The 21,940-nt window shown below is 46.9% G+C and carries 16 protein-coding genes; 9 read left to right on the top strand and 7 right to left on the bottom strand.

The window, feature by feature from the left end; translation table 11 throughout:
- Positions 1 to 150: 150 nt before the first annotated feature.
- The gene (locus tag AAKU64_RS16925) at positions 151 to 639 is read right to left on the bottom strand and encodes a DUF1579 domain-containing protein (RefSeq protein WP_354332397.1); all 489 of its coding nucleotides are present in this window, start codon (positions 637 to 639) and stop codon (positions 151 to 153) included.
- A gap of 125 nt (positions 640 to 764) precedes the next feature.
- On the opposite strand from AAKU64_RS16925, the gene AAKU64_RS16930 reads away from it, so the two are divergent.
- Together AAKU64_RS16930 and AAKU64_RS16935 are read left to right on the top strand one after the other, a co-directional pair.
- On the top strand, positions 765 to 1,709 hold the full coding sequence (locus AAKU64_RS16930) for a helix-turn-helix transcriptional regulator (RefSeq protein WP_354332395.1): 945 nt from the start codon (positions 765 to 767) through the stop codon (positions 1,707 to 1,709).
- A gap of 134 nt (positions 1,710 to 1,843) precedes the next feature.
- Positions 1,844 to 2,728, top strand: a complete 885-nt coding sequence (locus AAKU64_RS16935; RefSeq protein ID WP_354362506.1) for a DMT family transporter — start codon at positions 1,844 to 1,846, stop codon at positions 2,726 to 2,728.
- Positions 2,729 to 2,916: 188 nt separating this feature from the next.
- On the opposite strand, the gene AAKU64_RS16940 is transcribed toward AAKU64_RS16935, so the two are convergent.
- The 4 genes from AAKU64_RS16940 to mfd form a co-directional block, all read right to left on the bottom strand.
- A complete protein-coding gene (locus tag AAKU64_RS16940) occupies positions 2,917 to 4,179 on the bottom strand; it encodes an acyl-CoA dehydrogenase family protein (protein ID WP_322118879.1) in 1,263 nt (420 codons plus the stop codon).
- A 106-nt stretch (positions 4,180 to 4,285) separates the two neighbouring features.
- Positions 4,286 to 5,362: a phosphotransferase gene (locus AAKU64_RS16945; protein WP_354332391.1), complete on the bottom strand. Its 1,077-nt coding sequence runs from the start codon at positions 5,360 to 5,362 to the stop codon at positions 4,286 to 4,288.
- A gap of 285 nt (positions 5,363 to 5,647) precedes the next feature.
- Positions 5,648 to 6,526, bottom strand: coding sequence for a phosphoserine phosphatase SerB (gene serB, locus AAKU64_RS16950; protein ID WP_354332389.1), 879 nt, complete (start codon positions 6,524 to 6,526; stop codon positions 5,648 to 5,650).
- 35 nt (positions 6,527 to 6,561) lie between these two features.
- Complete coding sequence (mfd, locus tag AAKU64_RS16955; RefSeq protein ID WP_354332387.1) at positions 6,562 to 9,996, bottom strand: transcription-repair coupling factor; 3,435 nt, start codon at positions 9,994 to 9,996, stop codon at positions 6,562 to 6,564.
- Positions 9,997 to 10,189: 193 nt separating this feature from the next.
- On the opposite strand from mfd, the gene ispD reads away from it, so the two are divergent.
- From ispD to AAKU64_RS16970, 3 genes are all read left to right on the top strand, one after another.
- On the top strand, positions 10,190 to 10,927 hold the full coding sequence (gene ispD, locus AAKU64_RS16960; RefSeq protein ID WP_354332475.1) for a 2-C-methyl-D-erythritol 4-phosphate cytidylyltransferase: 738 nt from the start codon (positions 10,190 to 10,192) through the stop codon (positions 10,925 to 10,927).
- A gap of 116 nt (positions 10,928 to 11,043) precedes the next feature.
- On the top strand, positions 11,044 to 11,574 hold the full coding sequence (gene ispF / locus AAKU64_RS16965; protein ID WP_354332385.1) for a 2-C-methyl-D-erythritol 2,4-cyclodiphosphate synthase: 531 nt from the start codon (positions 11,044 to 11,046) through the stop codon (positions 11,572 to 11,574).
- 43 nt (positions 11,575 to 11,617) lie between these two features.
- Complete coding sequence (locus AAKU64_RS16970) at positions 11,618 to 11,926, top strand: DUF4404 family protein (RefSeq protein WP_354332383.1); 309 nt, start codon at positions 11,618 to 11,620, stop codon at positions 11,924 to 11,926.
- 150 nt (positions 11,927 to 12,076) lie between these two features.
- Here the strand turns inward: AAKU64_RS16970 and AAKU64_RS16975 are convergent, their stop codons facing one another.
- Positions 12,077 to 12,724, bottom strand: a complete 648-nt coding sequence (locus tag AAKU64_RS16975) for a VTT domain-containing protein (RefSeq protein ID WP_354332381.1) — start codon at positions 12,722 to 12,724, stop codon at positions 12,077 to 12,079.
- Positions 12,725 to 12,952: 228 nt separating this feature from the next.
- Between AAKU64_RS16975 and AAKU64_RS16980 the strand changes: the two genes are divergently transcribed.
- The 3 genes from AAKU64_RS16980 (at position 12,953) to AAKU64_RS16990 (ending at position 17,724) form a co-directional block, all read left to right on the top strand.
- Positions 12,953 to 14,836, top strand: coding sequence for a methyl-accepting chemotaxis protein (locus tag AAKU64_RS16980; RefSeq protein WP_354362507.1), 1,884 nt, complete (start codon positions 12,953 to 12,955; stop codon positions 14,834 to 14,836).
- A gap of 92 nt (positions 14,837 to 14,928) precedes the next feature.
- A complete protein-coding gene (locus AAKU64_RS16985) occupies positions 14,929 to 16,653 on the top strand; it encodes a tannase/feruloyl esterase family alpha/beta hydrolase (RefSeq protein ID WP_354332377.1) in 1,725 nt (574 codons plus the stop codon).
- A gap of 75 nt (positions 16,654 to 16,728) precedes the next feature.
- Positions 16,729 to 17,724 carry an MBL fold metallo-hydrolase gene (locus tag AAKU64_RS16990; protein WP_354332375.1) on the top strand — a complete coding sequence of 332 codons (996 nt, stop codon included), beginning with the start codon at positions 16,729 to 16,731 and terminating at the stop codon, positions 17,722 to 17,724.
- Positions 17,725 to 17,813: 89 nt separating this feature from the next.
- Here AAKU64_RS16990 and AAKU64_RS16995 read toward each other — a convergent pair whose 3' ends face one another.
- The gene (locus AAKU64_RS16995; RefSeq protein ID WP_354362508.1) at positions 17,814 to 20,027 is read right to left on the bottom strand and encodes a TonB-dependent receptor; all 2,214 of its coding nucleotides are present in this window, start codon (positions 20,025 to 20,027) and stop codon (positions 17,814 to 17,816) included.
- Between the two features lie 570 nt (positions 20,028 to 20,597).
- Between AAKU64_RS16995 and AAKU64_RS17000 the strand changes: the two genes are divergently transcribed.
- Positions 20,598 to 21,923 carry an alpha/beta hydrolase family protein gene (locus AAKU64_RS17000; protein ID WP_354332371.1) on the top strand — a complete coding sequence of 442 codons (1,326 nt, stop codon included), beginning with the start codon at positions 20,598 to 20,600 and terminating at the stop codon, positions 21,921 to 21,923.
- Positions 21,924 to 21,940: the final 17 nt, after the last annotated feature.

Below are 21,940 nucleotides of genomic sequence, written 5' to 3' on the forward strand. Positions count from 1 at the left end.
TTATTGGCTTGTTAATTTCCGCAAAAATTAACAAGCCAGTTTCGTACAATAAAAACGAAAGCTAAATAACACTTAGATCGACTATATTCAGTCTCTCCGAAAGTTATAGCATTTAAATGTAAGCGGGATTAAATGTCAGAGAGCATAAAATTATGCTTGTCTACTAAAATCCATGACCCAGTTTGTCTCCCAAGTCTCGCCAGCGTCTGCAGAAAATGCCTGCTCCCAGCGCGGCATATCCGGTACGGGTTGAGTCCACAGAAATCTAAGTCGAATTGCTTTCCCATTAAAAGTATCCTCGGCGTAAAACCTGCCGATACCATTCTCAAATTGTCCGACCACCGGCACATCCAAATTACCAGGATTACGTCCGTCTAGCCACCAGATTGACCATGTTCCGCTTGCTGGGTTATATGAACGTATCGTTGCTGCGTGATAAGTTCCTTCTGGTAGAACGAGAATATTGTCGTCAAAATTGCCTAGCCCGCCAAGAATTTTTTGAGTAATGCATGAGCCAGTAAATTCAAGCCATTCATTACTGTTTGCTAGTCGTTCTTTAAGGCGTCTATGCGCAACATTCCAGCGACCAATGAAGAAGTCAAAGTCAGATGCATTTGAAGTAGTAATCAGAGTTTCCATCTCTTTCCATTCATAAATTTATGTTCCACAATGGGAGCAAATGTAGGCCTAAAAACCATAGAATATAGGTAATATAGGACAAAATTAGCCCTATTAATCCCATCTTATTGATTTCAATTTTATATATGGCACAAGCTGCAACTCGCGTACTCGCAGCACTAGAATTACTGCAAACGTACGGCCAACTAAGCGGCGCGGAAATGGCTGAAAAACTGGGATTAGATCGACGCACGTTACGACGTTACATCGTGACATTAGAAGAAATCGGTATTCCCATAATGACTGAGCGTGGCCGATATGGCGGGTATTCGCTGATGCCTGGCTACAAGTTACCACCGATGATGTTCACCGATGATGAGGCATTAGCCTTAGCGTTGGGATTACTTGCTGCGCGCAACTTGGGCTTCTCTGGAGCCGTACCGGCCGTAGCCAGTGCTCAAGCGAAATTAGAACGGATCATGCCAGTCAAGCTGCAACAACGTTTAAGAGCAATTGATCAATCAGTCCAACTTGATTTGGTGAGAGCTACTTCACCAGAAGATAACGCGGCACTGGTGACATTGAGTGCTGCGACGATGGAGTTGCGACGGGTTCATCTGCATTATTGCTCCGCGCAAGCTCATCATAGCGAGCGCAATTTTGATCCTTACGGCCTAGTGTTCTATTTAGGTTTTTGGTATGTGATTGGTATGTGTCATTTACGCGCCGGAATACGGACTTTCAGGCTTGACCGCATTAGTGCCGTAGAGCTTTTAAGCGATATTTTTCAACGACCTGTCAGCTTTAATGCATTGAATTATTTACGCGAATCTATGGCAATAATACCGCGTACATTTTCTATTAATGTATTGCTGAAAACTGACCTAACAACAGCACGTGATCATTTGTTTGATGCGATTGGTTTATTGGAGCAGACTGACTTTGGCGTCTTATTGCATAACCAGTCCGACAATTTAAATTGGTTCGCACGACAATTAGTGTCGCTACCTTTTGAGTGGGATATCCAAACTCCAGTAGAGCTGCGTGACGTGGTAATCGCGTTGGCGAAACACATATTGAAATCTGTTTAGTCACAACATAACCAGACAGTATGACTATCGCTAATAATTCGTGAGCATATGTCATTTAAGCGGATAAGTTTGTTTTCAATCAATCGATAAAAATTTTAAAAATGCTTTCTAATCAAACAAAATCCCTACAAGCCATGCTAGCTCTGCATCTTGCCGTATTTTTATTCGGTAGTGCAGGCGTATTGGGCAAGGCTTTGGCGGTGAGTTCTTTGTTGCTGGTATTTGGACGTACTTTGTTTGCCGCCTTGAGTTTGCTGCCCGTCCTGTTGGTGCAGCGGCAGTTGTCCTTACGCGGCATTCCTAAAACCGTGATCTTGTGCGGGGTGTTGCTGGCGGTGCATTGGCTGAGTTTTTTTGCGTCGCTGAAGGTGGCTCCGGTCGCTTATGGTTTGATGGGTTTTGCGAGTTTTCCCCTGTTTGTGGCTTGGCTAGAACCTTGGTTGTTTAAAGAAAAGCGGCTTGGTAGTGATTGGATCTCGGCGCTAGCGGTGGTGATCGGTATGGCGGTGATGGTGAGCGATTCAGGACCGTTGGTAGATGGTTTGCCAGGGCAGGGCGATGCGGTGCTTGGTTTATTATCGGGTGTGGTATCGGGTTTGAGCTTTGCTTTACTGGCGCTGGCAAACCGGTGGCAGGGCGAAGACATTCCGCCTTTTAAACTGGCATTTTTGCAAAACAGCGTGGCTTGTCTGAGCTTGTTACCATTTGTGATTTTTTACGACGCCGTCCTTAATGTGTCGATGGGCGTCTGGTGGGGATTGATTTTGCTTGGCGTGGTGTTCACCGCCTTATCGCATGGTTTGTTTATGTTTAGTTTGCGTCATGTGCCTACCCGATTTGCGAGTTTAATGACTTCGCTGGAACCAGTGTATGGAATTATGCTGGCATTTTTTATCTTGAATGAGGTGCCGTCAGTGCAGGCAATGATCGGTTGTGTGATCGTCTTGCTGGCGACGACGGTGGCAACTTATTGGCATTCTCGCGTAGATTTTTCTGATATAAATAAGAGAGAATTTTAATATACTCCCCATTAAATATTAAAGATATTGGCTATAGACCAATGATCTTATGGACAGTTAATATATACATACTGGGAGTATATTTTACCTATTGCATAGTTTGAATGTTGGTTGAAAAAAAGCGTGTCGCTCTTAATAGAGCCGACACGCTTTTTGTAATATGCCTTCCAGCATGATCAACTGATCAATTACGAACGAGTAATAGGCAAGCTCAATTCTTCGCCAGGTAGTGACATGTGTTTTGCCAGCTCTAATTTGGCGATCGCATTCCGGTGCACTTCATCCGGGCCGTCGGCCAGACGCAAGGTACGGTTGCCTGCCCATTGCGCTGCAAGTGGGAAGTCGCCCGATACGCCGCCTGCGCCGTGCGCCTGAATTGCCCAGTCCAGTACCTGTTGAGTCACATTCGGTGCTAATACTTTGATCATAGCGATTTCTGCCTGGGCAAACTTATTACCGACGGTATCCATCAGGTACGCTGCTTTCATCGTCAACAAACGTGCTGTGTCGATCTGAATACGGGATTCTGCTATCCGCTCACGCCAGATACTTTGCTCCGAGACTTTTTTACCAAAAGCGACCCGGCTGTTCAGACGTTTACACATCAGTTCCAGCGCACGCTCTGCAACGCCGATGGCACGCATACAGTGGTGAATACGGCCAGGGCCAAGACGACCTTGAGCGATTTCAAAACCACGGCCTTCACCTAGCAATAGATTGGATGCCGGCACCCGTACGTTTTCAAACAAAATTTCACAATGGCCATGTGGTGCATCGTCATAACCAAAGACCGGCAGAGGACGTACGACAGTAATGCCAGGTGTTTTGGCATCAACCAGTATCATTGATTGTTGTGAATGACGTGCCGCATTGAAATCGGTTTTGCCCATCAAAATATAGACGGAGCAGCGTGGATCGCCCGCGCCAGAGATCCACCATTTGTGGCCATTGATCACATAATGATCGCCATCGCGGTCGATGCGGGTTTCAATATTAGTGGCGTCGGATGAGGCGACGCCAGGTTCTGTCATGGCAAATGCAGAGCGGATTTCACCGCGCAGCAAAGGCTCTAGCCATTGTTTTTTATGTTCTTCGGAACCATAGCGTTCGATGGTTTCCATATTGCCGGTATCGGGTGCGGAACAATTGAATACTTCGGGTGCCCAACTGACTTTACCCATGATTTCGCACAACGGTGCGTAATCCAGATTGGATAAACCTTCTGGCGCGCGCGCTGATTTTGGCAGGAACAGATTCCACAAACCTTGCTCACGTGCTTTTGGCTTGAGGTCTTCAATGATTTTAGTAGCAATCCAGCGATTACCTTTTTCTGTGCCGTTGCGGTCGATTTCTTCTTTGTAGGCTTTCTCGTTCGGATAGATATGCTGATCCATGAACTTGAGTAATTTACTTTGTAGTTCCTTGCAACGGTCTGAGTATTCAAATTCCATGCTTGTCTCCTGATGGGTTTGTCTTGCTATTATTGCTGTTGATATGCATTTTTTTAACTGCTTGCTTTGTTTCTTTAGGCTCGTTCAACATTTGCCTTAAAGCCTATTACTTATTCGCGTAACTCCAGCCCAATTCCGCCATAGGACGCGCGGCTTCGCCAGATTTTTTGGCTTGTGCGCTGGATGCTGTGCCATCGACATAACGCTTCATAATGCCTTGCAAAATACCTGCCATACGGAACATGTTGTAGGCGAGATAGAAGCTGAAATCCTCCTGACGTATCGTCTTACCCGTACGCTCGCAATATTTGGCGATATATTCTTGCTCGCTAGGGATGCCGAGCGCTTGATGATCCAGACCTTTAATGCCACGGAACTGCCCAGCGGTGACATGCCAGCTCATGCAGTGATAAGAGAAGTCTGCAAGCGGATGGCCGAGGGTAGATAATTCCCAATCCAATACCGCCAAAATGCGTGGTTCAGTTTTATGGAACATCATATTATCCAGACGATAATCACCGTGAACGATGCTGGTGTCGTCGCCAGGAGGAATATTATTAGGCAACCAGGCGATCAGGTTATCCATTGCCTCAATTTTTTCGGTTTCTGACGCTTTATATTGCTTGGTCCAGCGATCAATCTGGCGTGCAAAATAATTGCCAGGTCGGCCATAGTCTGCCAAACCAATTGCGGCGTAATCAATCGTATGCAATTGCGAGATAACGCGGTTCATCTCATCATAAATCTCGGCTCGTTGGGATGGCGTCATACCAGGCAAGGATTGATCCCATAGTACGCGGCCATCGACAAATTCCATGATATAAAAAGCTCTACCGATGACGTCTTCATCAGTGCACAATGCATATTGTTTAGCAGCGGGGAAACCCGCCTTATTCAACGCATTCATGACTTTAAACTCACGTTCAATTGCATGTGCTGAGGGAAGTAATTTAGCGACCGGACCGGGTTTGGCACGCATTACATACCGTTGGCTGGGTTGATTGCCAGCGGTGATTTTGAAAGTGGGATTGGACTGACCGCCTTTGAATTGCTCTACCGTCATGCCATCTGCGGCTTTTGCATCAAAGCCTTCTACATGCTGGCGCATGTAATCCGCCAGTGTAGCTACATCAAATTTTTGGCGATCGGCAACGGGCATTGTGCCCATAAATTCTTCAAACATCTTGTCTCCTGTTTTACTGCAGTTTGGTGTTTTTATTTTATGAGGAATTAAGTAAAACCGCGCCAGTTGCGTTGTAGCTCCAAGTATTAGTCACATCGGTAGGATGTGTACCGTCGCCGCTATGCTTTAATGGAATAATTTTACGTAAGTCTTACTTATAAAACTATTTTAGCTCAAAAAATCGTACGTCCGTACTATTTTTATTTCGTGTACTACTAAGGCAAAAAAATAGACCAAAAAAAGCCCGCTTAAAGACGGGCTATTTATTTTTATAGTCAGCTGATTTTATTCCTGATGAAAAGCATGTAAGACATTCAGCATCCCATCCAGGCCCACAAAGTTAAGCGCCACATCTGCTTGTGCTCTGACGATAGGTTTTGCGCGAAAGGCGACTGACATGCCTGAGATACTCATCATCTTCAAATCATTGGCACCATCACCCATGACGATGACTTGATCGGTGGTGATACCCATTTCGGCGGCGACACGTTCTACCGTATTTTGTTTTTCTATTGCGTCGACGATGCCACCGACGACCTTACCGGTCAGTTTGCCTTGATCAATTTCCAGCACGTTTGCATGGGTATAGTCCAGGTTCAAACGAGTCTTCATGCGGTCGGTAAAGAAGGTAAATCCACCAGAGACCAGCAAAGTTTTCAACCCGGCTTGCTGTACCGTCTTCAGCATCTTTTCTACGCCTGACGATAACTGCAAACGCTCGTCATAGACTTTTTGCAACGCGCCAGCATCCAGACCTTTTAATAGCGCAACCCGACGCGTCAGACTTTCTTGAAATTCAATCTCACCACGCATGGCAGCTTCGGTAATTTCCGATACTTGTGGTTTCAGCCCTTGCATATCAGCGATTTCATCAATGCATTCAATCGTAATCAAGGTGGAATCCATATCCATCGCGACCAGCTTAAAGTCAGCTAAGGTACGAGGCAGGTCGCTAAAACTCACATCAAGATGCGCTGCAAGGCAATCTGCTTCAATTTGCGCTTTCAGCACGTTAAGCTCTTTATCGCAGCGCAGATTGTCGAGGCGGACTGCATGCGTTCCAATCGCAAGAATGCGTTCTGCATGGGTTATGCTGGCGATATGCTTGATCAGCGCAAGATCGCTTTTTAAAATTTGCCGTAAGCCTTGTATCGTTAAATGCATTTTTATTTTGAGTGATGTAAGTTGATATTAGGAGCTTAATGCAATGCACGTAAGGTTGCTTTAATTTGTGCAACCCGCGCTGCCAAGTCTGGCATATTGGCAGTAATGCGCAATTTGTCCTGACCATTAATTTTAATATGCTTATTTTTTTGCACCAATTCGATAATCTTCATCGCATCAATCGGCGGTTTGGGTTCGAATTGCAAGGTGGCGGCTTCGGTATGAGCATCAATTTTGATGATACCTAAAGGTTTGGCCGCGACACGCAGTCGGTGCGTTTCTAGTAAAGATTTCACCGGTTCTGGCAATTTGCCAAAGCGATCAATCATTTCTTCTTGCAAATTGTCGATGGCGTCTTGCTTGGTGCAATTGGCGAGACGTTTATAGATCGATAGCCTCTCATTAACATCACCGCAAAAGTCGTTTGGTAGCAGGGCAGGGATGTGCAGATTAATTTCTGTCGTGCTGGATAAAGGTGCAGCCAGATCCGGTTCTTTACCATTTTTGAGCGAGCGCACTGCTTCGTTCAACATGTCTGAGTAAAGTTGGAAGCCGATCTCATGCATTTCGCCAGACTGGTTATCGCCTAAGACTTCACCCGCACCGCGGATTTCTAAATCGTGCATAGCCAGATAAAAACCGCTACCCAGCTCTTCCATCTGCTGAATCGCTTCCAGCCGTCGATCCGCTTGTTTGGTCAGGGTTTGTACGTCGTTCACCAGCAGGTAAGCATAAGCCTGATGATGTGAGCGGCCCACACGTCCACGCAATTGATGCAGCTGTGCCAGACCAAATTTATCTGCCCGGTGCATGATGATGGTATTGGCTGTTGGAACGTCGATACCCGTCTCAATAATCGTGGTGCAGAGCAAAATATTATGGCGCTGGGCGACAAAATCACGCATGACTTTTTCCAGATCGCGCTCATGCATTTGACCATGGGCGACTACCACACGGGCCTCTGGAATAAGGGCCTCTAACATCGCTTTGCGGTTTTGTATCGTATCGACTTCGTTGTGCAGGAAATACACTTGTCCGCCGCGTTTTAGCTCGCGCAGACAGGCCTCACGTATAACAGAATCGTTCTCGCTACGCACAAAAGTTTTGATCGCTAGTCGTTTTTGCGGCGCCGTCGCGATGATGGAGAAATCACGCAAGCCTTCTAGCGCCATGCCCAAAGTACGTGGAATTGGCGTAGCAGTTAGTGTTAATACATCGACTTCCGCGCGTAGCGATTTAAGCGCTTCTTTCTGACGCACACCAAAGCGGTGTTCTTCGTCAATAATCACTAATCCCAGACGTGAAAATTTGACATCATTAGACAGTAATTTATGAGTGCCAATCACAATATCCAAAGTGCCGTCGCCCATGCCTTTGATCGCAAGGGCGATTTCTTTACCAGAGCGGAAACGCGATAACTCGGCAATTTTTACAGGCCAGTTAGCAAAACGATCGGCAAATGTCTGCGCATGCTGTTCGGCTAATAGTGTGGTCGGCGCGAGGATGGCGACTTGTTTGCCGCCCATGACCGCGACAAAGGCAGCACGTAAAGCGACTTCTGTTTTGCCAAAACCAACGTCGCCGCAAATCAGTCGGTCCATTGGTTTGCCGGACGTCATGTCACCGATGACGGCGGTAATGGCAGCAGCCTGATCAACGGTTTCTTCAAAGCCAAAGCTGTCGGCAAAGGCTTCGTAATCTTTGTGTGAATACTCGAACGCATGGCCTTGGCGCAAAGCGCGGCGCGCATACAAGTTGAGTAATTCTGCGGCGGTATCGCGGATTTGTTGCGCTGCTTTGCGTTTGGCTTTTTCCCATTGACCAGAACCTAGGCTATGCAATGGCGCATCATCAGGCGAAGCGCCGGAGTAGCGGGAGATGACATGCAACTGCGATACGGGCACATACAGTTTGGTATCTTTGGCGTATTCCAGATGCAAAAACTCCGTTTCGCCTTCGCCCAGATCCATGCTGATCAAGCCCATATAGCGACCGATACCGTGATTGCTGTGTACCACCGGATCACCGATTTTTAGCTCGGACAAATCGCGCACCATGTGCTCGACCTGAGTGACAGCTTCTTGCTTTTTACGACCAATACGCTTGCCCGATCCGGCGTATAACTCGGCTTCGGTGATGAAGGCAACGCCATCGGCTAATATAAAGCCCGAATGCAAAGGCGCAACGCCCAGCATAAGTTTGTCGCTGCCTGTGATGAAGTCATCATAGCCTTCACACAGCGTCAGGCGAATATCGTATTCATTGAAATATTGTTGCAGCGTCTCGCGTCGGCCTAAGGTTTCCGCGCAGATCATTACGCGTTTGTCTGTTTGCAACAAAAATGAGCGCAAATTGGTGAGCGGATCATCGGCGCGACGATTGACGGCAATATCAGGCAACAGACCAGAAATTTCTGAATTGGCCTTGGATACAGCGTCGCCAGTCGTGATCACCCAGCGCGACAATGACTTCAGTTCAGTAAAAAAATTCTCGTCACTTAAGAAAATTGATTCTGGCGGTAAAACCGGACGTTCGCGGTCGGATTTGAGAAATTGATAACGTGAGCGGGTATCTACCCAAAAGCGCTGGATGGCTTCATCAATCTCACCGATCAGTGTGAAGTGCGTATGTTTTGGCAGATAGTCGAATAAGGTCGCGCTTTCTTCAAAAAACAGCGGCAGATAATATTCAATCCCGGCAGAAGCTATGCCGCTGCCGATATCTTTGTACACCATGGAGCGCGAAGGGTCGCCTTCAAAGGTCTCGCGCCAGCGACCACGGAACGCCGTTCGAGCCGCTTCGTCCATAGGGAATTCACGACCTGGCAATAAACGTACTTCACGCACCGGATACAAAGAGCGCTGCGTATCGGCATCAAAAGTGCGGATGGTTTCGATGCTGTCACCGAATAAATCGAGTCGATACGGCAGGACCGAGCCCATAGGGAACAAATCGATCAAACCGCCACGCACTGAGTATTCGCCAGGCGACATCACTTGCGATACGTGGGTATAACCTGCCAGCGTTAGTTGCGTTTTAAGCTTGGCTTCATTCAGGGTTTCGCCCTGTTTGAAGAAAAACGTGTAGGCAGCTAAAAATGAGGGAGGTGCCATCCGCACCAGCGCTGTGGTAGCAGGCACTAGCAAAACATCACAATTACCATTTTGGATTTCATGCAGGGTCGATAATCGTTCCGACACCAGATCCTGGTGCGGTGAAAACGCATCGTAAGGCAAGGTCTCCCAATCAGGCAGCAAATGGCAGCGTAGCGTCGGCACAAACCAGGGGATTTCATCCAGCAGACGTTGTGCATCTGCCGGATTGGCGACCACCACGCTGAGCATGCGCTGCTGCGCTTTGAGTGCAATTGCCGCTTGCGCTAATGCATAAGCGTCGGCGGAACCATGTAATGTGGGGAGTACAAAGCGATTGCCCGCTTTAGGAAGCGACTTAACGAGATCAAATGACATTGCGGAGTTGGTTGGCTATTCTGTGTGGCTGGGGGTATCGCACTATAAGATAGGAGCATGGTAACAATTGATTAATATTGAAACTATTACTGTTCATGCCCGCAAATGCGTTTTGCCACCAAGATGTTGGAGGTTAAAATGTGTCCCAATTATAAACGAAGCTGAACCAGCTTTTTTGGAGCATCCTGCTTTGATGACATCTGTCCCGAAAATTACAACACCAACGGCTCCAGTGACTTACTTTGCGCTAATCCCCGCCGCAGGTATTGGCGCCCGCATGGGTGGCGCTGTGCCTAAACAGTACCTGACCGTCGCCGGTCAAACCATTTTGCGCCACACGGTGCAGGCATTTTTGGCCTCACCGCTGATCAGCCACACCTATGTAGTGGTCAGCGCGGAAGATGTTTATGTGGAACAGGCGCTGGCCGGACTGGATAAGGTCAGCATCCTGCGCTGTGGTGGTGCGACACGGCGTGAAACCGTGCGGAATGGACTCGATGCTATAGAGTCTCATAACAAGCTAATTGGCAAAATCGGCGAACAAGATTGGGTATTGGTCCATGACGCGGCACGTCCGGGATTGACGCCGGCTCTGATCAGCAAGTTGATTGAGCAAGTCGGCAACCATACAACTGGAGGTTTGCTGGCGCTACCGGTGGTCGATACAGTCAAACGTATGGCCAATGGCAAAGTCACGACGATTAGCCGAGACGGGTTGTGGCTGGCGCAAACGCCGCAAATGTTTCGGCATGCTGCGCTGAGTGCTGCGTTAGATGCAAGCTTACATGCCGCAGTCGAAATAACCGATGAATCCAGCGCGATGGAAGCTACCGGACAGATTCCTATGCTGGTCGAAGGGCATGCCTGTAATCTGAAGGTGACCTTGCCTAGCGATCTGGCTTTGCTTGAATCCTATCTAATTTCTTCTTAAAGCGTATATTTATACTGGGATGTAGTATTATTTATTGTCCATGTGATATAAGGACATAAATGCCATTTACTGCCTATACTCCCCTAATTTGACATATTTTGTATTTTAAGAATGCTATGACTGAACCATCGAACAGAATTGAAGCTTCCGCTGAAACACCTACCTTTCCGCCATTCAGAATCGGCCAGGGATACGATTGCCATGCCTTAGTAACAGGGCGTAAATTGATTATTGGCGGTGTCGATATTCCACATACAATCGGTTTGCTTGGGCATTCAGACGCGGATGTGTTGCTGCATGCAATTACGGATGCATTGTTTGGTGCAGCTGCTTTGGGGGATATTGGCCGCCATTTTCCAGATACCGACAAACAATTTTCCGGTGCGGATTCGCGCGTGCTCTTGCGTGAAGCGGTTGCACGTCTGCGCAAGGCCGGCTATCAGGTGGGCAATCTCGATGCGACCATCATCGCACAAGCACCTAAAATGGCCCCTCATATACCCGGTATGGTTGCCAATATTGCCGCAGACTTACAAATCAGCATTGCCCAAGTCAATATCAAAGCAAAAACCAACGAGCGTCTTGGCTACCTGGGCAGGGAAGAGGGCATCGCCGCCGAGGCAGTGGTGCTGGTGTTTCGTAACTGACGGGACTACACTGAATACAGAATCATTGACTGGAGAACTAAAAATGGACAAACAAAACCTGAAAGATTTGCTCAAGCAATTACACGAAGGTTTGCAAGAAGGTGCAGGAACGGGCGGGCAAGAGGGCGCACAAGTAGTGGACACGGCAGATGTCGAACTGAGATCGTTGTTAAAAGAACTCAGTAATGATATTCATCATGTTTTAGATAAAGATGACAGCCCGGACGATCCGGTCTTTGCCGCCTTAAGCGAAAGATCGCAAGAACTATCAGCAAAATTTGCAGCGCAACATCCTAAGCTGGAACCAGTCTTACGTGAGCTTGGTGGTATGTTAGAGAAAATTGGGATTTGATTTTTAACATCTGATTTCCAAAGTGAGTAAAAATAAAAAGCCCGAAGTCGATTCGGGCTTTTTATTTGAGGTATCGACATAAATCGATGCAGGTATACGCAATCCGTAGCTGCCATTTTCTATCACTGGCATCGCTCATTTTTTACAGAGTTAAGTGACAGATCCGTTGTTTTTAATGAACTTCCATAATCCGCCAATCACCAGCGAACCAACTCCTGCACCAACGCCCAGTAAAACAATCGCGTTGAGATGATTGTGAATCAATGGAATATTGCCAAAAAAGTACCCACCCAACACCAGCGAAATCACCCAGATCGCAGCACCTGCAACATTAAATAATTGAAATTTAGAAAAAGTCATATTCGAAACGCCGGCAATAAACGGGGCAAAGGTGCGAACCACCGCAATGAAAGGCGACATGATGAAGGTGACTCCTCCATGATTCTCATAAAACGTATGAGTTTTTTGCAGCGCGGAACGATTGAGCCATTTGTAATTTTTGGCAAATACTTTCTGTCCGATCGCATGACCGATCCAGTAGTTGATTGTGCTGCCAGTAACAGCGGCGATAAATAATAGTGGTATCAGTACGCCGGCATGCAATGTGCCGGTAGCGCAAAACGTGCCGCTGATGAAGAGTAAAGGGTCTCCCGGAAGAAAAAATAACGGCAATACCGCCATTTCTAAAAATACGATGGCAAATATGACGCCATATACCAGAGCGCCATATCGATCGCTAATGGCTCCGAGGTAATGATCAAAGTGCAAGACGAGGTCGCCCAGTTGCGTGAAGTTCATTTTTTCCTCAAATTTAATTATTCTGAATCAAGCTATGTCACTCAGATCACTCAGACTTAATGTTATTTCATCTTACTCACAATATTTTATGTAATCCCTTTTGTCCATATCCAATTGATCATGACCATCAATACAAGGGATATTAAGTAACTGAATAAGTGACTGAATTAAGTTATCCTGAGCACATAACGATCATTTAATTTATTACAATTTCTGAGGGGAATTTGGATGGCTTCTTTATCTCTGCGTAACAAGCTCATTGCTATTTGCGTTTCTATCGTGATGCTGGGGATGTTTTCTATCGTCCTCGCCAACTTTTTCACGACAAAGTCCCGCATGCTGGAGTCATTGAATAGTCAGATGACCCAGTTATCACAGAATAATGCGTCAACGATTGCAGAATGGGTCAAATCTCAAAAAACCGTGGTGTCTTCTATTAAGCTTGCTGTGGATGCGCCTGATCCTATTCCGGCATTAAAAGCAGCGCAGCAGGCTGGTGGTTTTGATCTTTCATATATTGGCTACGCGGATAAACATCACGCTTTTTCAGAACAGCGCACTCGCGCTGCTGACTATGACCCAACGGCACGTCCTTGGTACGTTAAGGCTGCTCAGATCAGCGGCCCGGTAGTGACTTCTCCTTACACCAGCGCCAGTACCGGTAAATTATTAGTCACCTTTGCCGAGGCAATCGGATCTGCCGGTCAAGTATCAGCGGTAGTGGCATCAGATGTATTACTAGACTCGGTAGTGAGCAACGTAAAAGCGATTAAGCCGACGCCAAACAGCTTTGCATTTTTGGTTGATAAGAGTAAAGGCAACATCATTGCGCATCCCAATCAAGATCTGATGCTTAAACCATTGGCGGATATGGATCCCTCACTATCCGTCAAACGGCTAGAAGAAATCAACACATCAAAAGGCAGTAGCGAAGCGAATTTTGGTGGTCGTGAGGATTTGCTCTATGTGACCCAGATCGCTGGTACCGATTGGCTGTTGGCGATTGCACTCGATAAGTCAGAGGCGACCCAAGTGTTGAGTGCCTTGCTGGTGTCCTCTGCGGTAACTGCAATTGTACTGACCGTATTAGCGGTGTTGCTATTGACGGTGCTGGTATCGCAGTCACTCAAACGGATGGCGCTGGTGCGTGATGCAATGACTGAGATCGCCTCAGGCGATGGCGATTTAACTCGCCGTCTTGACACCGAAGGTGGTGACGAGCTAGCGCAAATTTCAAGCGCATTTAATCGTTTCGTCGATAAGATCGAATCGGTTTTAATCGAGATCCGGACTGCCAGTGAATCGGTCAAAGGTGCATCGGGCGAGATTGCTGCTGGCAATGCTGATTTGTCTGCACGTACAGAGGCACAGGCAGGGTCGCTGGAAGAAACCGCCAGCACCATGGAGGAATTGACTTCAACCGTCAAAATCAATGCTGAGAATGCGCACCAGGCAAACAAACTCGCGGTATCCGCATCTGATGTTGCCGCATCTGGTGGCAAGGTGGTGGCGCGCGTGGTTGAGACTATGGGCTCAATCAAAGACAGCTCACGCAAGGTGGTCGATATTATTGGCGTAATTGATGGCATTGCGTTTCAAACTAATATTTTGGCATTGAATGCAGCGGTCGAAGCAGCACGTGCTGGCGAGCAGGGGCGTGGCTTTGCGGTGGTCGCATCTGAGGTGCGTAATCTGGCACAACGATCCGCTAGTGCTGCAAAAGAAATTAAAGCCCTGATTGGTGACTCGGTTGATAAAGTCGACATTGGAAGTGCGCTGGTAGATGAAGCAGGCAAAACGATGCAAGAGATTGTGTCGTCTATTCAACGTGTTGCCGATATCATGAATGAGATTACCGCAGCAAGTCAGGAGCAAAGCACCGGGATTGAAGAAGTCAACGGTGCCATCACCCATATGGATGATATGACGCAGCAAAATGCGGCTTTAGTAGAACAAGCGGCGGCGGCAGCACAAAGTCTGCAAGAGCAGGCAGTCAATTTATCCAGAACAGTTGCGGTATTTAAACTGGGTAGCAATGAAGTTGTAAAACGGGTGGACTCACAGAGCAAATTAAATAGCAGTAAAAGTAAGCAGAAATTATTAATCAGATAGGTTTGAAAATTCAAGCTAGTAACATTTGACTGGCAATATAGCCTGCAAATAAATTAAAAAATAAATCTAAAAATATCCAATTGGAGTGAGACATGAACATGAAATTGCGACCTGATCGAAAGGTATTACCGGTTTCGCTGATGTTACTAAGTGCTGGCATCGCCGGTTGTGGAGAAATGCAACCGCGTGCGTCAGATTCTGGTGCTCCTGTTGTTATCGCCAAGCCGATCAGCTGTGCAGAATTGGGCGCGCTGATAGTTTCACCCAAATCGATCTCATTGCCGACGACGGGTGCCGTGATCAACAGTGCAACGACGATTCCGGCTGCCGGTTCTGGTGCAACTGCTTTAGGTGAATATTGCAAAATCATCGGTGCGATCAAGCCTGTTGACCCTGCTGCGCCACAGATTAAATTTCAGCTGAATCTGCCGACTGCATGGAACAACAAAGCCATGATGTTTGGTGGTGGTGGCTATAACGGCAGTATTGCCACTGGAGTTGGCAATGTACCGGCAGGACCCGTTGATAAATTGTTGCCATTAGGACGAGGCTATGCGACCTACGGCAGCGATTCTGGTCATCAGGCCAATGCCAACGGAAGTCGTGACGGCACTTTTGGTGTCAACGACGAGGCCTTAAAGAATTTCTCCAGCGATGCGCTGAAAAAAACTCATGATGTTGCAACGTACTTAATTCAACAACGCTATGGCGTAGCACCGGTAAAAACCTATTTTGCCGGTGGCTCTACCGGAGGGCGCGAAGCACTCATAGCAGTAACAAATTGGCCGCAAGACTTTGATGGCGCGATTGTTTTATATCCGGCCTGGAATGCCGCTAGCCTGGATTTGCAGTTTGGACGTATCACCAGAGAGCTGGCCAAGCCGGGCGCGTATTCCAACAGAACCAAAAGAAAAGTTCTATATGATGCGGCGATGGCAGCTTGCGATAATTTAGACGGCGTAGCTGACGGCTTGATCAGCAACGTCTCCACCTGTAGCGCAACGTTTAATCCCGCAATTGTGCGCTGTGCCGGAGGTGCTGATACGGGCGACACTTGCTTGTCGGATGCGCAGATATCCGCGTTCAACGTAGTCAACACACCGCTAACACTCAATTACACACTGGCTACTGGCGAAACCCAATATCCGGGCTTTAACACCTGGGGTACGGATTTCGGTATTCCCAATAAAAGTCCGCTACAACCGACTGTCCTGACCTTAGCCTACGGTACCGAGCAACCTGCCAACCCGATGCCGTCAGTCACTGCCAGCACAAGCCCACCTTACGGCAGTACGTTCTGGGATCAATGGGTGAAGTATTTCGTTACTCGTGACGCTAGTTTTAATAGCTTACTTTTTGATCCACAAAACCCCGGCACTTTTAAATCGCGTGTAATCGCACTGACGGCAATTCAAGATGTGACCAAGTTTGACTTGTCTGCATTTAAGGCAAAGGGCGGCAAAATATTGATGGCACATGGCATGGCAGACGCCTTAGTTAGTACCAGAGCGACCGAGCAATACTATGAGCATGTGAAACAAGTCATGGGTACGGCGAAGGTAGATAGCTTCATGCGTTATTACGAGATTCCGGGTTATGGCCATGCTGTTAGTAGCGTATTCAATGCCTCATGGGATTCTTTAACGACGCTGGAGAACTGGGTTGAAAACAACACACCACCGGCACCACAAATAGTGGCTGATAGTGCCGGGGTGCCTGGCCGCACCCGACCCCTGTGCGAGTACCCAAGCTGGCCCAAATATGCAGGGCAGGGCGATGTTAACCTGGCTGCAAGCTATGCTTGCTCGATAAAGTAATTTTAATTTGGCACGTGACTCGTTAACGCTTAATACTTAACGCTGATTTTTTAATGTCTCATTTGGAGAATTTTGATGAAAACTAAAAGCATAGTTAAAACTTCCATTCTTAGTAATCTGATCGTTATGATTTTTTGTACTGTGAGTCTGACTGCCTCTGCTGTAGCCGCAGAGGCTACGGTAAAAATTACGCCCTTAGGTAGCCATGATGGTGAGTTCTGTGCGGCCGATCGCGCTTTGATTTTTGAAGACCCCGATGGCACTCGTATTCTTTACGATGCCGGTCGTACGGTGCGCGGTGGAACTGACACGCGATTAGGCAAAATTGATGGTGTCCTGCTGAGTCATGTGCATGGCGACCATCTGGGTGATGTGCATCAGGCGGCAGCCAACGCGGGTACTTGTGCGGCCCCTGATTTCTCAGTAAAAAGTATTCCATCATCGGTGATGGAAGAGGTGGTCTTGAGTAAGAAGGCGAAACTATTTGTTGGCGGTGAGATGGCTAGCTTTTTCTCCCGCAGAATTAAAGAAGCCGGAGGTAGTACCGACCTTGTTCAGCTAGTCCGGTTCGGTGGGCAGAGCAAAATCGGCGGAGTCAAAATTGCGAGTGTCCCTGCCGCTCACTCTAACGGATTGGATTCTAAGTTCCTGGCAGCACCTCTTTCAGATACACTGTCCAGTAATGGCCTGACCGCGTATGTCGGCCCTGCTGGCGGTTACGTTCTGACATTTTCAAACGGACTCGTCGTCTACTTGTCGGGAGATACCGGCATCATCGCCGATCAGGAGGCCGTTGTGCGACGGTTTTATAAAGCCAAGCTGGCAGTATTAAATATTGGCGGCACTTTTTCAACTGGCCCTCAAGAGGCTGCCTATGTGATTAATGATCTGGTTAAACCGAATGCCGTGATCGCATCACACGCAAATGAGGCCGCGACTAAGGAGGGAAAATTAATCGAAGGAAGTAAAACCATGGAATTTAAAACTGCGGTCAAAGTACCGACCTACGTTCCCTTAAGCGGAAAAACCATGGAGTTTGATAAAGAGGCTAAATGCGTAGCGGGTTGCTAAGCTTCCATTACGTACTCAAGTAAAGAATAAAAAATGGAGTGCTATACAGATACAGCACTCCATTTTTAATTTTTATGACAAAAAGAGAATTACAGACGTCCGCTAATCGTCACAAATAATTGACGTGGAGCACCAGTCAGCAAGGTCTGGAAAGTGCCAGTTGGATCAGATGTAGTAAAACCATTTGAGCCTATCGTGCTGAAATACTGTTTGTCTAATAAGTTCTCAACATTGACTTGTACAGAGAAGTCTTTCAGACCCATAAAGCTCTTTTGTTTGTAACCCGCAGACAAATTCATGATCACGTAAGAAGGAACCTGTGCATCATTGGTGTAGGTATAGAAACGCTTGTCTGTGAACTTACCGCCAAGTCGGGTAAACCAGACTGGATTCTCATACGACACTTCTGTCTTAAACATAACTTTTGGTGAGTCAACAACTTGCTTGCCTTCGATGTTTACGACTTTTCCGTTGTCCAGATAGTTAGATTTATATTGAGAATTGTTGTACGTCAGCGAGTTAAACCAGGACCAGTCTTTCATCAAAGTCCACATCGCCGCAGCTTCTACACCGCTAGTCTGAACTTTACCGACGTTGACGAAGGTACTTGGGCAACCGACGATCCCTGCACAAGTAGCGACCTGCAACAGGCGGTCATCAAAGTTCGCGTAATAAGCTGCTACAGAGCCAACCAGATTGTCACGCTTAAAGCGATAACCCAAATCAAGTGTAGTAGATGTTTCTGGCTTGATCGTTGCGGAGCTTAAATTAAATGCAGTCTGTGTCTGTGAGAACGGACCATTCACACCGGGCTGGAAAGCACGCATATTTTGAGACAAACTAGTAAATAGCTCATCATTTTTATTCAGCGAATAGCTTAAGCCCAACTGAGGCAAAAAGGTTTTCTTCGCCACAATCTGACCTGCCGCACGTGTACCGATCAGGCTAGTCGAGTCAATCGTGACTTTCGGTGTTTTAAAACCAAAGTTCAGCTTTAACTGATCTGCCATTAAAGACACTGTGTCCTGCGCATAGAACTGTGTCGTCGTCGTTGTAAAGTCTTGCTTGAATCCGGTGCTGGTCGGATTACTTAAGAAATAATTGGTGTCTTGCGGTCCGCTGACATCATAAAAATTTCTGGTCAGAGTATGCAGGCTGCGCTCACCCCAAAAACCAGCGTTCACTGAATGTTGGCCGACATCCCATGTCACATCAGAGATCAATCCATCACGGCTGATTGAATACTCGGTGGTGCGAATAGAAATAGGAATACCGTTGGTAGATGGCGTGTACGGTGTGTACCAGTGGCCTTGACCTTCATTGCTATGATGGTAAACCGTCGTTTTTAAATACGTCGATTCACCTAATTTATTGTCTAAGGTCGCACCAAACAAATAATCTTTACGCAGGCCGCTACCAAGATAATACGCGTCGTCCAGACTATTTACGCCACCGGTAAAGATACCTTTTGCGGCGTTGACGGCACGCTGCCAATCAGGTTGGTAATTGTCCCACTTGTACCCAAGACGCTTAACCATTTCTATGGACATATCTTGATAGTCAGTCTCGCGACGATCAGAATAATTGAAAAAAGCCGTCAGTTTATTCTCGCCAAAAACATGAACCAGTTTTGAATTAAATTGATCTTGATCTTGCGGACCCGCGCCTTTCCATTTGTCTGCACGTTGACGTGTAACGCTGAAATACGCTTTGGTACCAGTGGATAACAAACCGGTATCAACACGGGCAAAGGTGCGGTAGGTGCTGTCACTGCCAACTGTTTGCGCTGCGCTGAAACCCATATCGTTCGTCGGATCCGACGAGAAAAATTGAACTGTGCCACCTAAGTTACTGGTCGATGCTGTACCAACGGCACCCGCGCCTTGAGATAAAGTTACTCGGCCAATATTTTCAGAAGAAATCGCACGGCTGATATGAAGGCCGTTGTTATTGCCGTAGCTCATGTCACCCAATGGCACATTGTCTAAGGTAAATCCCATTTGATTCTGATTGAATCCACGTACGCTGAAACGGGTCGACCATTCATACGCGCCAAAAGGATCGGCGGACTGGAATGACACGCCAGGTAATTTGTCCAATGTCTTTAAAGGGCTTGATCCTGGCAAAACCTTCATCAAATCATCTTTGGTAATGTCTTGTACTTGGCGTGTTTTACCTTGGCCAAAAATTGTGACATTGATTGGCTCATTTTGCGTATCTTGCGCAAATGCGTTGCTTGCAAAAGCTTGCAACAAAATCAGATAAAGAGGCGTGTATCGAAAATTGCGAAAATTGTGTGACACAGTTCTATCCCTTCAGTGGATAAATAGTTGATCTGAATTGGTGTAATGGTGTTCGTGAAGTAGTAGACTAAAATTGACCTCAACGCAGCGCACTGTAGCGCGGTGATATGACGAAAAAATGACACTCGCAACAAATAGGCACCAATCAACTTTTTCACCACAGTTTGATGTTAGTTTGTAGTCTCGTCATTTCAGTGACATAAACTTAGGGTAAAAGAGGCAGTAAAATTAATGCCGGATGCAATGCTGTCGCCGCTAAAAATTTAGCTAAAAATTTAGCTAAAAATGCGCGGCAATGATGTGGCTTAGTGACGCAAAGCAGTAACGAAAGTAGTCCCTAAAATTGAGCCGTCAGATATAAACATGTTGCAGATCCGCTCATAGAAAAAATAGGGAGTATTATTTATTGTCCATATAATCATTGGACAATAAGCCTTATTTATTAAAATAATGGGGGAGTATATTAAAATTCCTGCTTTTTCAATCCTTACAAACAAACTTGTGCTGTTTTGCTCGGACGCCCGTCAGGCAGACATCGGAACTTCATTTCAAAAGGTCTAAAAGATATATATGCTGAAATTTGGCTTAGTTGGATTTATGTTGTTGTCGTGTCTCGCCATCGATGTGAGTGCTGAGGACAATCATATCGATACGATACGCCCTGATGCGCCAGAACTTGCACACTACGGCAAGTTTTCTATCGGGGTGAAGACGTTTAATTTTACTAATCCACACCAGCTGGATATCGTCCATGCCAAGCCGGGATTACCAACACCGTATTACGACCGGCCAGTTACGGTAGAAGTCTGGTATCCAGCAAAGCTAGAGAAAGATCAGCCTAATTCGGGTGATTTACGCGTCATGACACGAGACGGTAAAACAGAAGTGACCTTGCATGGCAAAGCGGTACGCAATGCCGCAGCGGATCGTTCTGGCGGGCCCTATCCTTTACTGATTGTGTCGCATGGCTATCCGGGCAATCGTTTTTTGCTAAGCCACTTAGCAGAAAATTTATCAAGCAAAGGCTATGTTGTTGCGTCGATTGATCATGCTGATAGTACCTATAGCGATCAAGGTGCTTTTGGCAGCACACTATTAAATCGTTCACTGGATCAGTTGTTCGTACTTAATGCGATGGCAAAACTCAACAATGATTCGACCGATTCTCTCAAAGGCATGATCAATGCGGATATGACTGGATTGATCGGTTATTCCATGGGTGGGTATGGCGCGCTGAACACCATTGGTGCCGGGGTTACGGCTGCGAGTGTCGGTTTTTCATGGGGTACACCGAACGGTGCTTTAGCGGTGCGTCAATCGGGTAACGCCGACTATGTCGCCTCAATTGATACTCGCATTAAAGCGGCAGTGGTATTTGCCCCCTGGGGATGGAATGCCGGTTTCTGGGATGCATCAGGATTAGCGGGGATCAAAATCCCAGTATTTTTTGTTGCAGGTAGCGCAGATGATGTGTCTGGTTATTCGCCGGGGGTAAGAAATATTTTTGAGGCCAGCGTCAATGCGCCACGTTATTTGCTCACCTATGAAAACGCTAACCACAATGCAGGTGCACCTATACCTGCCCCTAAAGAAACCTGGTTGCCGGTCCCTAATCTTAAAGTTATTCCGGCCGAACATTATATCGACGCAGTATGGGATAACACCCGGATGAATAATATTGCGCAGCATTTTAGTACGGTTTTTTTAGGTAAATATTTGAAAAAAGAATCCGCTATGGATTCCTACCTGAGCTTGGTAGAGAACGCTAAAGACGGCAAATGGTCAGCTGAACCTAACGGCACGTTTAAAAGTGATCACACTTATTGGAAAGGTTTTCCGGCCCGCAGCGCGGTTGGTCTGCGCCTTGAACAACGTGCGCCAGCTGCCACCAAATAGTCCTCACACAAGCGTCT

Source organism: Undibacterium sp. GrIS 1.8, from assembly GCF_040544445.1.
Classification (GTDB): Bacteria; Pseudomonadota; Gammaproteobacteria; order Burkholderiales; family Burkholderiaceae_D; genus Undibacterium.

Bases quoted from the DNA above. Each gene is read 5' to 3' on its own strand.
- AAKU64_RS16930 (WP_354332395.1), top strand. From the start codon at position 765: ATGGCACAAGCTGCAACTCGCGTACTCGCAGCACTAGAATTACTGCAA.
- AAKU64_RS16935 (WP_354362506.1), top strand. From the start codon at position 1,844: ATGCTAGCTCTGCATCTTGCCGTATTTTTATTCGGTAGTGCAGGCGTA.
- AAKU64_RS16985 (WP_354332377.1), top strand. From the start codon at position 14,929: ATGAACATGAAATTGCGACCTGATCGAAAGGTATTACCGGTTTCGCTG.
- AAKU64_RS16980 (WP_354362507.1), top strand. From the start codon at position 12,953: ATGGCTTCTTTATCTCTGCGTAACAAGCTCATTGCTATTTGCGTTTCT.
- serB (WP_354332389.1), bottom strand. From the start codon at position 6,526: ATGCATTTAACGATACAAGGCTTACGGCAAATTTTAAAAAGCGATCTT.
- ispD (WP_354332475.1), top strand. From the start codon at position 10,190: ATGACATCTGTCCCGAAAATTACAACACCAACGGCTCCAGTGACTTAC.
- ispF (WP_354332385.1), top strand. From the start codon at position 11,044: ATGACTGAACCATCGAACAGAATTGAAGCTTCCGCTGAAACACCTACC.
- AAKU64_RS16945 (WP_354332391.1), bottom strand. From the start codon at position 5,362: ATGTTTGAAGAATTTATGGGCACAATGCCCGTTGCCGATCGCCAAAAA.
- AAKU64_RS16940 (WP_322118879.1), bottom strand. From the start codon at position 4,179: ATGGAATTTGAATACTCAGACCGTTGCAAGGAACTACAAAGTAAATTA.
- AAKU64_RS16925 (WP_354332397.1), bottom strand. From the start codon at position 639: ATGGAAACTCTGATTACTACTTCAAATGCATCTGACTTTGACTTCTTC.
- AAKU64_RS16970 (WP_354332383.1), top strand. From the start codon at position 11,618: ATGGACAAACAAAACCTGAAAGATTTGCTCAAGCAATTACACGAAGGT.
- AAKU64_RS16990 (WP_354332375.1), top strand. From the start codon at position 16,729: ATGAAAACTAAAAGCATAGTTAAAACTTCCATTCTTAGTAATCTGATC.
- mfd (WP_354332387.1), bottom strand. From the start codon at position 9,996: ATGTCATTTGATCTCGTTAAGTCGCTTCCTAAAGCGGGCAATCGCTTT.
- AAKU64_RS17000 (WP_354332371.1), top strand. From the start codon at position 20,598: ATGCTGAAATTTGGCTTAGTTGGATTTATGTTGTTGTCGTGTCTCGCC.
- AAKU64_RS16975 (WP_354332381.1), bottom strand. From the start codon at position 12,724: ATGAACTTCACGCAACTGGGCGACCTCGTCTTGCACTTTGATCATTAC.